We start from the raw sequence: 13910 nt of genomic DNA on the forward strand, positions 1-13910 counted from the left end.
GTGCTTCCGTGCAATATATGTGATTAATCGGATTGATAAATAAGTTATTTCTCGGTAATTTCAGCGACCTGATGAACATGGATATCTCGTTGCGGGAATGGTATTGAAACACCTTGTTTATCAAACTCTTCTTTAACTTGGCGAGTAATATCCCAATAAACTTCGAGGTAGTTCTCTGTTTTCACCCAAGGGCGACAAACAAAGTTAACCGACGAATCAGCTAATTCATTCACTTTAACAATAGGGGCAGGGTTGTCTAGTACAAGTTCGTGCTTACTTACGACATCAAGCATTACCTTTTCCGCTTTAACCATATCATCGCCATAACCTATACCAAAAACCAGATCGACACGGCGTGTTCTACTGCCCGTTACGTTGACAATAGTTGTACCCCAAATATTATTATTAGGCACAACCAAATGTTGATTATCGAATGTTTTGATTGATGTAGATAATAATGTCATTGAGTGAACTGTGCCTGTCACACCATCAATTTCAATAATATCACTGACATCAAAAGGACGATAAATGAGAATAAGCATACCACTGGCAAAATTACTTAAAGTCCCTTGCAATGCTAGGCCAACGACTAAACCAGCTGCACCAATCAAGGCCAGTAAAGGAGCAACATTTATTTCAATTAAAGTCAGTGAAACAATAAAACCTATAATTAAAATTACTCGACGCACAGATACTTTAATAAATAATTTTAACAAGGTTGATAAGTTACTATTTCGATTAAGCGCTGCATCGGTAATTTTTCCCGCTGTTCTAGAAAGTAGGTATACAAAGCTCAAAGCTAAAGTGAACTTGATGATATTCGCTATCCAACGTAAGCCGCCATCTTGTGATAATAACCAGCCTTTAATTGTTAACCACGCGGCATCGCTATCGGTTAGATCAACATTTGTACCCGATAAAGCATTGGCATATAGGTGTAAATCAGCTCCTTCACCACCTTTACTCTCCCAGCTAGTAAGCACTAACTGAAAGCGCTCTAGCGCATCATTTTTTTCTTCACGTAAATGTGTTAGGTTTTTGATTAATAATTCACGCCTTTTTTGCATTTTGTCACTGTACTGATCTGCCTTTTGGGCTAGTACATTTAGAGATTCTGGTGTCTTTGATAATTCATCTACCGCTTTGTCCGCTTTTTTATGTTTTATATCTTGAGCAAGTGATTTGATTTCAGCTAAATCTTTTTTCAACTCTTTCGCTGCCGCCTCATCATTTTTACTCTTATTAAATAACACGGCACTTTCGACACTAATATCAGAAATTTCTTGCGCAGCTAATATCTTTTTTTGTTTTTGGCTGACAAGAATCTCCGCTTCACTGACAATGGTTGCTCTTGCTTTTAAAATGGCTAACCAAGCATTAACCTCTACCGATAATTCATCTTTCGTTAATGGAGTAAGGGCAAATTCTAATTCGCCAAGGTCAATATTTTCATTGCTAGTGGTAACTGCTATATAACCTTTGTCACTATTAGTGGCGAACGCATTGGGTATATTAAGAGAGAACGTAAGAATAACGAGAGTAAATAATGCTGAGCATGGCTTTTTGAAAAGTTTTGAATAAGTGAGTATTGTCATAATGTCAGCCTGATGATGTCCTTGATTGAATGAAAGGGTCGCCACTTAAGCGAAATACTCCCTTAATTGAGAATATAGCAGTTTAAAGAAAAATTGTAGCTAAGGATTGAAAACTATACTAATTATTTGGATTATATAATGGGTAACTGCCACTAACTGCTGTTTTGGCCGGCGAATAATAAAAACGACTGTAAATGATAAGTTCCGTCTTTTATTACTGCCTTTTGATTAATATAGCTTGATGTCCACATTTGTTAACACAGAATGGTGAATTGAAGGTCATTGTTTATTAAATACTATTGTAGTCCTATTGCTTTTTATATAGTATAAAATTCAGTCGCTTATTGTATTAATGGAATAATAACAATTACCTACTTGAAGCTAAATTTATTAATCATCACGTTTATTTTCACTGTTGCTCCTATATCAACTATGGCTATTTCAGTTGAAAACTGCATGGAACAACGTTGCATTGACTATTATAATAAATGGAAAGTTAGGGCAGGAGAAAAGCGTGCTGATGCAATGACAGTCTTAGCTGAACTCTATTATCAAGGTCATGGCACTAAAAAAAACCTTAAAAAATCAATTCAATACTTCCGTAAAGCAGCAATATATCAATCAGCTTATGCTCAATATCGATTAGGAGTCTTTTTTTTAATGGAAGACGATTTTATAGATACTGAGAAAGGTCTCAAATATTTAAGAAAAGCTGCAAATAATGGTCATGCTGAATCAGCATTTTTATTAGGAGCTATTTTTGGAACTGGTGAATTGGGTATTAAAGATGTAGGTGAGTCAGATAAGTGGCTGGTAAAAGCCCTTAAAGATCAACATGCGGTTGCACAAAAATATGCCGGTTATTTGTATAAAACAGGGCAGGTTGATAATGAACATTACATTAAAGTAAATGAAGTCATCAGTGAACTGATAATTCAATCTATTCACAATGAAGAGTTTACAGAAAAACGTGCGAGTTCAACAACTGAAATTCAATGGTTAACTATGCCAAGTAATATAAGCAATAACATGCAAACTGATCTACTTGAAGACGTTATAGATTATCTCTCTTTAGGTATGACCAAAGTTATTTCCCAGGATGTTAATGTCATTAAAGCAAGTAAAACTCATTGTGGTAAAATCTTTACCTGTTATCAAGTTGATAAAGAAAACTCCAAAAAGCTATAGCGCCATTCAGGTGACCTCTCAATAGACAGTCGGTACTGGTAAACATAAATGTCTCTAATAATTTGTGTGTACCAGCACTCTGACGTTTCTATATTATTTCTTTAACTCATTAGCGAACCAAGTGACAATAGTCTCCTCTAATGCAGCATCACTGTCGAGTAGTGGATAGCCATGCATGTTGCCCTTGTAGGATATCATTTTACTATTGGGGTGTTTCGCTGTTGAGAATAGCTTTTGGGCACTGGTATAGGTTCTACCATCATCTTCTGACGCGATAATTAACGTTGGCGTTGCTATAAGCGTTTTACCATAATGCGCAATGTTTTCATCTCGTTGAGAAGAAGAGAAAAAGCTGATAGCACTGATTTTCTCTTTTTCTGCTAAAGTAATCGCTTGGCTGCCTCCACAACTTGCCCCGATAACGCCCAATTTGCCATTGCTACCTACTTTCTCTTTTAAATAATCAAAAGCTATCTGTACGTCTTGTGGCCAGTGTGATGACATATTTGACCAAGCTTCTCTTCGCTCTGCTTGTGGTAATTTTTGAATATCTGCCACATTAAAATCACTATTTATACTTTCACCAAAACCTCTAAAATCTAGACTTAATGCGTGAATAGAGTGTTGTGCTAACTGCTCACCAATATTGTCATACATAGTGCGATTGTAATTACATTGATGAAGCATTAATACTGCACGGTTATTCTCGGTTTTCACCTTACTTTTACTGGGATAATAATCAGCTTTGAGAACAAAGTTATCAGGAGCCGTTAATGTAATTTCAGCCGCGAAGCTATTCGCTGAAATAAGTAGGCTTGCAATCGATAAAGAAGTTATTAAACGTAACATGACAATTCCTATTGTAGTTATTTGTTCTGTAAGCTCCAAGCTATCTTTAATATTTCGGTATTAGTAGCTCAATACGACCAGTTGCTTTCTTAATACGCCATATGCCATTTTTACTGACTATATTAGTCTTACTATCGTATTATTGCTCTTGAGCTATTAACCATAACTTATGAAGTCAACTATTAAGTTTGTGTCACAAAAGTGACAAATTCTCAGTGAATATTATGAGTTTGATGAAGAGCCATAAAGCAACAGCGCCTGAAATTAGGTACTTTTGCTTTATGATCAATAATAGTGGGTTTGTTTAGGTATGACTTTTATTTTTCTTTGATAAAGTCGGTAGGGTAATAATAACTTTAAGGCCGCTTGATTCTTGATTTTGAGCGATGATCTCACCTTGGTGAAATAGTATCGCTTGTTGAGCTATGGCTAGGCCTAAACCAGTACCCCCACTGCTCCTATCTCTAGCATCAGCGACACGAAAGAAAGGCGTAAAAAGCTTGGCTATCATTTCATTTGGTACACCAGATCCTTGATCAGAAACACTTAACATTAGCTGTTCATTTTGTTGAGTCAACTCAACCGACACGACTTTATCGTGTGGCGAGTATTTCACCGCATTATTGACAACATTACTGATAGCGCTGCTCAGTAGTTTACTGTCCGCCAATAGTACACAGTTTTCTTGTGCTTTGAGCCTTATAGTGACAGCTTTACTGGTCGCAAAGTATTGGCAATCATTAACCACTTTTGTGACTAAAGCACTGAGATCAGTATTATCAGCAGCAAATACAGTTTGGTTATGCTCTAACCTTGAAAGCGTAAGAACATCAGCTATCATTTCATCTAATCGCTCAACTTCTGTTTCACAGCGGTTTAAATGCTTTTGTTGTTCAATATCATTGCCGATATTTTTTTCGGCTAAAGCTACCGCGAGCTGCAACCGCGTTAATGGCGATCTTAGTTCATGTGACACATCACCTAATAAACGTTGATGCGCCGTGATATTGTTTTCTAGTTGTTCTGCCATTTGATTAAAACTGCGAGCAAGGCTACCAAATTCATCAGAGCGTTGATCAAACTTTGTGATGCGAGTGGTTAAATTGCCTTCGCCTATATCCTCACTCGCTTTTTGAATGGCTATTAAAGGCTTGGTAAAGGTCTTTGCGAGTAACCAACATGCCAGAAAGCTGATGGTAAGTAGCATTAATAAACGCAACGCAATGGGCAGTTGATTGACCAAACTAACAATTCGTTTACGGTGTACGTTATTGGCAATGAATAATTGAAATTGCTCGCCGTTAATGACGATGGGCTCAGAAGAAGTGACTTTGGTAAATGCAAAATCAACCGTAACGGGGTTTTGAAGAGGATGCTTTGCTAGATAGCTTTTTACTTCAAACCAACCGCGTTTTCTTGGTGAATATATATGGTTAGTGGTTATATTTTTGATGATTAAGTGCTGGTGGTGTTTACGGCGGAACTTCTCCTGAACAGCTTTAAGCTCTATATTATTTTTATTCGCCAATCGCTGCGTGTATTTGGTTAATAATACTAATTGTTGTGGGTTAGCTTGCTCTTGAGTAGGTGAATGCCTAAATTGCATGGTCACAAGGTAACTAATTAGTACAGAGGTGAGTATGACTAACCAGAAAGCGAGGAAAAGTTTTAGGCTAATGCCTAAAGAAAACCTTTTAGTGCCTGCAAAGGGAAATTTTCTCATAACTATTCATCCCCTTGTAAAAAGACGTAACCGGCACCACGTACCGTTTTCATTTTATCGATAGGGTCAATAACCAGAAGCTTTCTACGCACATTGCCCACATGCACATCAATAGTTCTATCGTAAGGACTGAGTTTACGTTTCAGCACTTGTTCAGATATTTCAGCTTTACTAATAACTTTACTATGATTTTCAATTAAATAAACCAGCACTAAATATTCAGTACCTGTTAATTCAAGTAGATGTCCTCGACAGGTTATTTCACGAGTTGCTTGATTAACCTTAACTTGATTTATGATTAATTGTTTACTTGTAATGTTTACCTCTGCTGTATTTTGACTTTCAACGATGGAAATACGTCTTAATATAGCGTTAATGCGCGCTAGTAATTCACGATGTTTGAACGGTTTTGCCAAGTAATCATCAGCCCCTAATTCAAGTCCCAAAATGCGGTCATTATCATCGCCTTTAGCCGTTAACATCAAAATAGGTGTTTTATGATTGCCACCTAAGGCTTTTAATACTTCAAAACCATTTAATATTGGCATCATGACATCAAGTAAAATTAAATCAAAATTGTCATCAAAGGCTTTTGCTAAACCACTAGCACCATCTAAACATGAGGTTACTTTAAAATTTTCGCTTTCAAGATACTCAGTTAATAATTCGGCAAGTTCAGCATCATCGTCAATTAATAAAATATGTTTAGTTTGCATAGAAGATTGAGTCATTTGAGGGCTGCTTTTTAGTAATAAGTGACTAAGTTTGCGCTTTCTTAGTGGTAATTACCTCGTAGTTTACGTGAATTTTGTGAAGCAGAAAATAACTTTACATAGCTTTACATAGCCTTGCACTGCTTTGCAAAAAGACTGGATATACTAAAGCTGAATTTAATTATCTTGTAAAAAACGAAGCCAAAAGGAACTATCAAATGAAAATCACATTAAAAAATATTGCAGTAGTCACTTCACTTTGCTCAGCATTGGTTTTAGCTCCTGCCAGCTTTGCAGGCCATAACGGTGGTAATTATCAAGGTGAGCGTGATAATGGTTATCATCAAATGAGTGAAAAAAAACTCGCGAAACTCAGCCGTAAATTAGGCCTGTCAGAGAGTCAACAAGCTGATATTAAAGTGCTGAGAAATGAAGAAAAAGCGCAAATTGAAGCCTTAAAGCCGGCAATGAAAGCTTTTAGAGAGCAAGTTAAAACACTAATGTCTGCAGATAATTTTGATGAAGAAGCTTTTGTGCAACTACAAGCTAGTAATCAGGATGTTTTTGCTGCAATGGCATTGATTAAAGCAAAAAGTAAGTTTGCCATGAAAGGTGTGTTAACACAGGAGCAATTAGCTAAATTTCGCTCTATGAAACATAAACGTTCACGTCGTTAATTAAACAACTGCTGTTAGTGCGTTTGGTGATAGGTATAAAAAATCCGATTTGACATCGGATTTTTTGTGTTAAGAACTTCTGCTAATTTGACTCATGCTGTTGGAATAACCTTACCAATATAAGGAAGGTGACGATACTTTTGCGCATAATCAATCCCAACACCTACAACAAATTCATCTGGGATTTCAAAACCAATCCATTTAACCGCAACATCTTCTTCGCGGCGAGTAGGTTTATCTAATAAGGTACAAATCTGAATAGAGTTAGGCTCACGTAGATTTAATATCTGTAATACTTTATTTAGTGTATTTCCGGTATCAATAATATCTTCTACTAACAAAACATCTTTGCCCTCAATGGCATCATCAAGATCTTTTAATATATGTACATCGCGAGAGCTCTCCATGTTATTGCCATAACTCGATGCAGTCATAAAATCTACGCTGTGGTTGACCTTAATAGCTCTTGCCAAGTCAGCCATAAAAACAAATGATCCGCGCAATAAACCGACCATAACTAAGTTCTCACTGTTTTTATAATGCTCGCTAATTTGTAGCCCTAATTGCTCTACACGTGCTTTAATTTTCTCTTCTGAGATCATAACTTCAATAGTATGTTTCATCGTTCTCTCTTTCTATTCGATCGTAAATAATGGTAATGAGTAGTTAAAATAACATTAAGACAAAAAAGCCTTTGCGAGCAAAGGCTTTTTACTAATACAGAATGGCTGTCTAACCCATATGGCGTTAATTTAAGAAAATAAACTTAGCAATAAATAACACAGTTAATGCCCAAACACCGTTAGAGACTTGGCTTGATTTTCCTGAGCCTACTTTTAATATGGTGTAAGTGATGAAACCAAAAGCAATACCATTTGCAATGGAAAAAGTGAACGCCATCATCACCGTTGTACATACGGCAGGCGCATATTCAGTTAAGTCGTCCCAATCCAAGCCTCTAAGTGAGCTCATCATTAACATGGCAACGTAAATAAGTGCGCCATCAACAGCAAAACCAGGCAACATTTGTGCTAGTGGTAAGAAAAACACCCCAGCAGCAAACAATAAGCCGATAGTAACGGCGGTAAGGCCAGTACGTCCACCCACGGCAACACCTGCGGCAGACTCAACATAAGAGGTTACTGGAGGACAACCAAAAGCAGTACCGATAACAGATGATACAGAATCCGCTTTTAACGACTTACTTAAACCTTCAATTTTACCATTTTCATCTTGCAAATTAGCACGCTCAGCAACACCCATTAAGGTACCTGCGGTATCGAAGATATTAACAAATAAGAAAGTTACAATGACAGGAATTAAAGCGACTTCAAAAGCACCAACAATATCTGCTTTCCATAAAATAGGCTCAAGCGCAGAAAACTCTGGGATGGCAAGTAAACCTTTATAGGCAACAAAACCAGATGATGGGGCAAATGATTTAGCCGCTTCTGCAACAACGAAGAAATCAGTTGGCAGTACCCAAGTCATTGCAAAGGCAATAAAGGTCGTTGCAGCTATACCAATTAATACAGCACCAAAAACTTTACGGTAGCTTAAAATCGCTATCAATAAAAAGCTTAAGAAACCTAATGCCGGAGCTTCAGGACCAAATTGACCAAAACCAAAGTGAGTTAAATCGGCTAATGCAACAACATTATCAGGGTTAGCAACAACAATGCCGGTAAAACGTAATCCAATGAAACCAAGGAAAAGTCCAACACCTGCGGTCATCGCAAGTCGTAAACTCATGGGGATACTATCTAGCATCCACTCCCTAAGTCGAGTAACACTCATCAAGACGAAAATAACACCAGAAAGGAATACCGCACCTAAGGCAACTTGCCAACTGTAACCCATGGAACCAACGACGGAGAAAGTGAAAAAGGCGTTTAATCCCATGCCAGGTGCTAGGCCTACTGGCCAGTTAGCGTACATCCCCATTAAAATGGTTGCAATGGCTGCACCTAAACATGTTGCAAGAAATAACCCATCAAATGGCATGCCTGTTTTAGACATTATAATAGGGTTTAAAAACATAATATACGACATAGTCACGAAGGTGGTAAGCCCGGCCATGAGTTCTGTTTTTATCGTGGTATTATGCTGTGATAGTTTAAAAAGACGCTCTAATAGACCGACGCCTTCATTTTGCTCTACAGCTTGATTTTCTTGAGATTTGCTAACCTGTTCCATAACTACAGTTCTCTAGTTGATTTATATTTAAGGTCGTTTATTTGTGTTTTTTTAAGTTTGACCTGCTTGTAATAATTTTAAAACTTAACTTTGTCCTCGCTACTCTATCAATAAGGTTGATAATGTCAGCGATTGCTCATTCGTTGAAAGAGGCTGTAATGCATCTAACCTCTGTGAAGCTAATTTATTAAGACATAAATACAAAGCAAAGTTAACAAGTAAAACACTTTGTCAATTCCGTATAGTGAAACCTGGGTAGAGTTTAAGATATGTAAAATATCTTATAAAACTAAGGGTAACGAGAGAGAACGGTGAAAGGGATAATGCTTAAATTTTGCACCGTAAGACCTTGTTAGTCTTAATTATAAGTAATCTATCAGTATCAGTACAGCTTCCTGAATCGTTTTGCTTTACTAATGTATTTTTTGGTATTAAATCTGCTTACCTAATGAACAGTGCTGTTTATCTAATGAACAACATAGTAATCCTATACCTAAAACAGAAAACTTGTCAATAGTGTCAAGAAATGCTTTTATAGTGTAAAATCCGTGTCTGGTTCTCTTGAGAATCTTTAACAATATTTAATAATGTTCAACTGAATATTTTTCTGGCGCCTGTTATTTCGACCAAGATATCAAAAATGCGATATCCAAGACTTGACTCATATTGCCACTAACAAACATTTAAATTAGGTAGCCATGCTTTCTTTATCACATTTTAATCGACAAACTATTAAAGGCGATATTTTTGGTGCGTTAACATCAACAATCGTTGCTTTACCTTTTGCGTTAGCATTCGGCGTTACTTCTGGTGCTGGGGCAAGTGCTGGTATTTATTGTGCCATTCTAACGGGGTTATTCGCTTCTTTATTTGGTGGTACCAATCAACAGATCTCTGGCCCAAACACCGGCTTAACCGTTGCCATGGTTGCCATATTGACTAGTTTTGTTGCGCAATCGCCTGATAACGGCATTGCCGCTGCCTTTACTGTGGTGAGTTTAGCTGGTTTATTTCAAATGTGCTTTGGCATATTTAAGCTTGGGAAATATTTTACTCTCGTTTCATATCCTGTCATTTCAGGATTTACCTCGGGTATCGGCGTATTAATAATTCTTTCCCAACTTGAGCCTTTATTTGGTCAATCACTTGCGGACATGTCTTTCTCATTAAGTATGATATCAAGTAACAATACATTGTTAGGGTTGTCATGTTTAGTGATACTGTTTTTATGGCCACAAAAGTATAGTCGAGTTGTGCCTGCTAGTATTATTGCTGTTGCGGCAGCGACCGTATTCTATGTTTTGTCGGGGGTGGAAATACCAGTAGTAGGTGCTATTTCCAGCGAACTGCCTTCATTTAGTTTACCTATATGGGACAGTGCCTTAGCCAGTGAAATGATTAAATCGGCGTTATTAATTGCGACATTAAGTACGTTAGACTCATTAATGACCTCATTAACCGTAGATAGTATTACCAATGAATTGCATGACTCCGACCAAGAGCTTGTTGGTCAAGGCATTGGTAATATTGTTGCCGGTTTGTTTGGAGCATTACCCGGTGGCGGCGCGACAATGCGTACAGTAACTAATTTAAGAGCGGGAGGCACGACACCGTTATCAGGCATCCTTCATGCAATCTTTATATTAGCCATTGTTTTATGGGCGGGAGAATATACTGCCTATATTCCTGTTGCAGTACTGGCCGCTATTTTAACACATGTTGGTATTAGTATTATTGATTGGAACTTCCTTAAGCGATTACATCAAGTTCCGCTGTTTAGTGCTGGCTTGATGCTGTCAACCTTGGTGATGTCAGTTGCTTTTGACTTAGTCACAGCAGTATTAGTGGGGGTATTTATAGCAAACCTGGTTACCATTCGCCGTTTATCAGAAATACAGCTTGATAATATTAAATTGTGTACGGCTAATGAAGCTGAACATTTATCATCGCCTGAAAAGCAATTATTAACATCAATGAATGATCGCGTGTTACTGCTGAATATCTCTGGACCGATAGGGTTTGGTGTCGCGCGAGGCTTAAAACAAAGTGTTTCCGAGTCGGATCAAAATAAAACCTTGCTGATTGATTTAACTGATGCTCGCTTTGTAGGTATCACTAGTACTATTGCTATTGAAGAGATTATTGTTAGTTACCAAAACCAAGGAAGAGACATCTTATTATCCAGTGTTTGTCAACGTGTTGTGGAAGATTTTAATAAGTTGAAGTTACTTGATAAAATTCCCAAACAACATGTTTTTGAAACTAGATTAGATGCACTAAGTTATTTAGCTAAGCAAGTCTCTGGTTAAAGCGCAGAATAGCGTTAATAAGCTAGAAAATAGATTTTTACAAAACATAATAAAGCACCTAAGAAAATTAGTCTCGGGTGCTTTTTTATTTATATTTTGGTACTTACGAATAAAAAACAAAAATATACCACTTCATCAACCATTATTAGAATAATTAATACAAGTTTTCCAAGACTATTGGCGCAAAAAAAACGATAATTAGCGGCATAAAGCTCAATGCGCCGATTGGCCGCAAATAACTGTGGAAATTATTCAATGGAAATCAAAGTTAACTTTCTCGACAACCTTAGGCTTGAAGCCAAGTTTGATGATTTTAGTGTCATCGCTGATCAGCCTATTCGTTATAAAGGTGACGGCTCAGCCCCCGGTCCTTTTGATTACTTCTTAGCATCTTCTGCCATGTGTGCGGCGTACTTCGTCAAAGTTTATTGTAATTCTCGTGATATCCCGACTGACAATATTCGCTTGTCGCAAAATAATATTGTTGACCCAGAAAATAGATACAATCAAATTTTTCAAATTCAGGTTGAGTTACCAGAGAGTATTTCTGATAAAGACAAACAAGGTATTTTACGTTCTATCGATCGGTGTACCGTAAAAAAAGTTGTTCAACAGGGGCCTGAGTTTAAAGTTGAGGCCGTTGAAAGCCTTGAAGATGATGCGCAAGCAATGTTGATGCAGCAACCTGAAGATGGCACTAGCACCTTTATTTTAGGTAAAGATTTACCTTTAGAAGAAACCATCGCCAATATGTCAGGGCTTTTAGCTGATCTTGGAATGAAGATTGAAATATCCTCGTGGCGCAATATTGTACCGAATGTTTGGTCACTTCATATTCGTGATGCCGCATCTCCAATGTGCTTTACCAATGGTAAAGGCGCAACGAAAGAAAGCGCTCTTGCTTCAGCTTTAGGTGAGTTTATTGAGCGTCTTAACTGTAACTTCTTTTATAATGACCAATTTTTTGGAACTGAAATTGCTACCAGTGACTTTGTCCATTACCCCAATGAAAAATGGTTTAAAGCAAATGAAAATGATGCATTACCAAGTGATATTTTGGATGAGTATTGCTTAGCTATTTACAACCCAGAAAATGAACTACGTGCGTCTAATTTGATTGATACCAACTCAGGGATGACGGAGCGTGGTATTTGTTCAATTCCGTATGTGCGTCAATCAGACGGAGAAACGGTTTATTTCCCGTCAAACTTAATTGAAAACTTATTTTTAAGTAATGGCATGAGCGCAGGTAACAACCTAGCTGAAGCGCAAGTGCAATGTTTATCAGAAATATTTGAACGCGCCGTTAAAAAGCAGATTATTGCTGAAGAAATTGTGTTACCAGAAGTACCAAAAGAGGTTATTGCAAAATACCCTGCAATTTTAGCAGGTATTGAAGGGCTAGAAGCACAAGGCTTTCCTGTTGTAGTAAAAGATGCCTCGTTAGGTGGTCAATTTCCAGTGATGTGTGTCACCCTGATGAACCCTAAAACGGGTGGTGTTTTTGCCTCCTTTGGTGCTCACCCAAGTTTTGAAGTGGCGTTAGAGCGTAGCTTAACAGAGCTTTTACAAGGCCGTAGCTTTGAAGGGTTAAATGACGTTCCTAAACCTACTTTTAATAGTATGGCGGTAACTGAGCCAGAAAACTTTGTTGACCATTTTATTGACTCAACGGGTGTTATTTCATGGCGTTTCTTTAGTAATAAACATGATTATGAATTTGTTGAATGGGACTTTTCTGGCAGCAATGAAGAAGAAAATGCTGGTTTGATGGCTATTTTGAAAGGCTTAGGCAAAGAAGTGTACATTGCCGAATTTAATCAATTGGGCGCTACAGCATGTCGCATTCTAGTGCCGGATTATTCAGAAGTGTACCCGGTAGAAGACTTGATTTGGGATAATACTAATAAATCACTTGATTATCGCGAAGATATCTTAAACCTTCACCGCTTGAGTGAAGATGAATTAACCAGTTTATTTGAACGTTTAGAAGATAGCCAACAAGATAATTATATTGATATTCGAACCTTAATTGGCATTGAATTTGATGAAAACACCGTTTGGGGTCAGCTAACGATTCTTGAGCTTAAGATTCTAATCTGCCTAGCCCTTGGTGCTCTTGAAGATGCTACTGAGCTCGTGGGAGAGTTTTTACAATATAATGATAATACCGTTGAACGTGGTTTATTCTATCAAGCAGTTCACGCTGTTCTTGAAGTCACTCTTGATGAAGAGATGGAGCTTGAAGATTATATCGGTAACTTTAACAGAATGTTTGGTGAAGAAAATATGAACAATGTTGTGGGTTCAGTTTATGGCGAAGTAAGATTCTTTGGGCTAACAGAAACGAGCATGGGACTTGAAGGCTTAGATAAACACTTAAGATTGATTGAAAGTTACAAAAAACTGCATCAAGCGCGTAAATTTGCCGCAGAAAAATAAAAGGGCTTTAAAAGCTGATTTCACCTTTTGGTATTCGCTTTAATAGAGCGTTTAATATCATTAAGGAGGTAAGGCTTTTGCTTAGGGCAATTGAGTACCTAATAAAAGCTTAAGCCTTACACATAGTGTTATTGATTTTGACAAGTACGCTAGATGGATGTAGCTTATTAGAGAGTGTAGTTGACTCTTCTTCTACACACTCTCTTAATCAATGTATT

General features: G+C 37.4%; 10 protein-coding genes. 4 read left to right on the forward strand and 6 right to left on the reverse strand.

Annotated features, from left to right (window positions below):
* Positions 1-44: 44 nt before the first annotated feature.
* Positions 45-1640, reverse strand: coding sequence for a mechanosensitive ion channel family protein (locus ND2E_RS16150; RefSeq protein WP_081961974.1), 1596 nt, complete (start codon positions 1638-1640; stop codon positions 45-47).
* 411 nt (positions 1641-2051) lie between these two features.
* Between ND2E_RS16150 and ND2E_RS16145 the strand changes: the two genes are divergently transcribed.
* Positions 2052-2783 carry a tetratricopeptide repeat protein gene (locus tag ND2E_RS16145; protein ID WP_190277804.1) on the forward strand — a complete coding sequence of 244 codons (732 nt, stop codon included), beginning with the start codon at positions 2052-2054 and terminating at the stop codon, positions 2781-2783.
* Positions 2784-2876: 93 nt separating this feature from the next.
* On the opposite strand, the gene ND2E_RS16140 is transcribed toward ND2E_RS16145, so the two are convergent.
* The 3 genes from ND2E_RS16140 to ND2E_RS16130 all read right to left on the reverse strand — a co-directional run bounded on the left by ND2E_RS16140 (position 2877) and on the right by ND2E_RS16130 (position 6086).
* Complete coding sequence (locus tag ND2E_RS16140; RefSeq protein WP_033092814.1) at positions 2877-3632, reverse strand: serine aminopeptidase domain-containing protein; 756 nt, start codon at positions 3630-3632, stop codon at positions 2877-2879.
* A gap of 304 nt (positions 3633-3936) precedes the next feature.
* The gene (locus tag ND2E_RS16135) at positions 3937-5355 is read right to left on the reverse strand and encodes an ATP-binding protein (RefSeq protein ID WP_033092815.1); all 1419 of its coding nucleotides are present in this window, start codon (positions 5353-5355) and stop codon (positions 3937-3939) included.
* Between the two features lie 2 nt (positions 5356-5357).
* Positions 5358-6086, reverse strand: coding sequence for a response regulator transcription factor (locus ND2E_RS16130; protein ID WP_190277805.1), 729 nt, complete (start codon positions 6084-6086; stop codon positions 5358-5360).
* 200 nt (positions 6087-6286) lie between these two features.
* Between ND2E_RS16130 and ND2E_RS16125 the strand changes: the two genes are divergently transcribed.
* Positions 6287-6745, forward strand: coding sequence for a Spy/CpxP family protein refolding chaperone (locus ND2E_RS16125; RefSeq protein WP_033092816.1), 459 nt, complete (start codon positions 6287-6289; stop codon positions 6743-6745).
* A gap of 92 nt (positions 6746-6837) precedes the next feature.
* Here the strand turns inward: ND2E_RS16125 and hpt are convergent, their stop codons facing one another.
* Together hpt and ND2E_RS16115 are read right to left on the reverse strand one after the other, a co-directional pair.
* The gene (gene hpt / locus ND2E_RS16120; protein WP_033092817.1) at positions 6838-7368 is read right to left on the reverse strand and encodes a hypoxanthine phosphoribosyltransferase; all 531 of its coding nucleotides are present in this window, start codon (positions 7366-7368) and stop codon (positions 6838-6840) included.
* Positions 7369-7492: 124 nt separating this feature from the next.
* Complete coding sequence (locus ND2E_RS16115; protein ID WP_033092818.1) at positions 7493-8941, reverse strand: NCS2 family permease; 1449 nt, start codon at positions 8939-8941, stop codon at positions 7493-7495.
* A gap of 698 nt (positions 8942-9639) precedes the next feature.
* On the opposite strand from ND2E_RS16115, the gene ND2E_RS16110 reads away from it, so the two are divergent.
* Positions 9640-11250, forward strand: a complete 1611-nt coding sequence (locus tag ND2E_RS16110) for a SulP family inorganic anion transporter (RefSeq protein ID WP_033092819.1) — start codon at positions 9640-9642, stop codon at positions 11248-11250.
* Positions 11251-11505: 255 nt separating this feature from the next.
* Positions 11506-13692, forward strand: a complete 2187-nt coding sequence (locus tag ND2E_RS16105; protein ID WP_033092820.1) for an OsmC domain/YcaO domain-containing protein — start codon at positions 11506-11508, stop codon at positions 13690-13692.
* Positions 13693-13910: the final 218 nt, after the last annotated feature.

This window comes from Colwellia psychrerythraea, assembly GCF_000764225.1.
GTDB classification, from domain to species: Bacteria; Pseudomonadota; Gammaproteobacteria; order Enterobacterales; family Alteromonadaceae; genus Colwellia; species Colwellia psychrerythraea_D.

Excerpts from the sequence above, each read along its gene's own strand:
- ND2E_RS16135 (WP_033092815.1), bottom strand. The coding sequence starts at position 5,355 with ATGAGAAAATTTCCCTTTGCAGGCACTAAAAGGTTTTCTTTAGGCATT.
- ND2E_RS16145 (WP_190277804.1), top strand. The coding sequence starts at position 2,052 with ATGGAACAACGTTGCATTGACTATTATAATAAATGGAAAGTTAGGGCA.
- ND2E_RS16130 (WP_190277805.1), bottom strand. The coding sequence starts at position 6,086 with ATGACTCAATCTTCTATGCAAACTAAACATATTTTATTAATTGACGAT.
- ND2E_RS16115 (WP_033092818.1), bottom strand. The coding sequence starts at position 8,941 with ATGGAACAGGTTAGCAAATCTCAAGAAAATCAAGCTGTAGAGCAAAAT.
- ND2E_RS16105 (WP_033092820.1), top strand. The coding sequence starts at position 11,506 with ATGGAAATCAAAGTTAACTTTCTCGACAACCTTAGGCTTGAAGCCAAG.
- ND2E_RS16140 (WP_033092814.1), bottom strand. The coding sequence starts at position 3,632 with ATGTTACGTTTAATAACTTCTTTATCGATTGCAAGCCTACTTATTTCA.
- ND2E_RS16125 (WP_033092816.1), top strand. The coding sequence starts at position 6,287 with ATGAAAATCACATTAAAAAATATTGCAGTAGTCACTTCACTTTGCTCA.
- ND2E_RS16110 (WP_033092819.1), top strand. The coding sequence starts at position 9,640 with ATGCTTTCTTTATCACATTTTAATCGACAAACTATTAAAGGCGATATT.
- hpt (WP_033092817.1), bottom strand. The coding sequence starts at position 7,368 with ATGAAACATACTATTGAAGTTATGATCTCAGAAGAGAAAATTAAAGCA.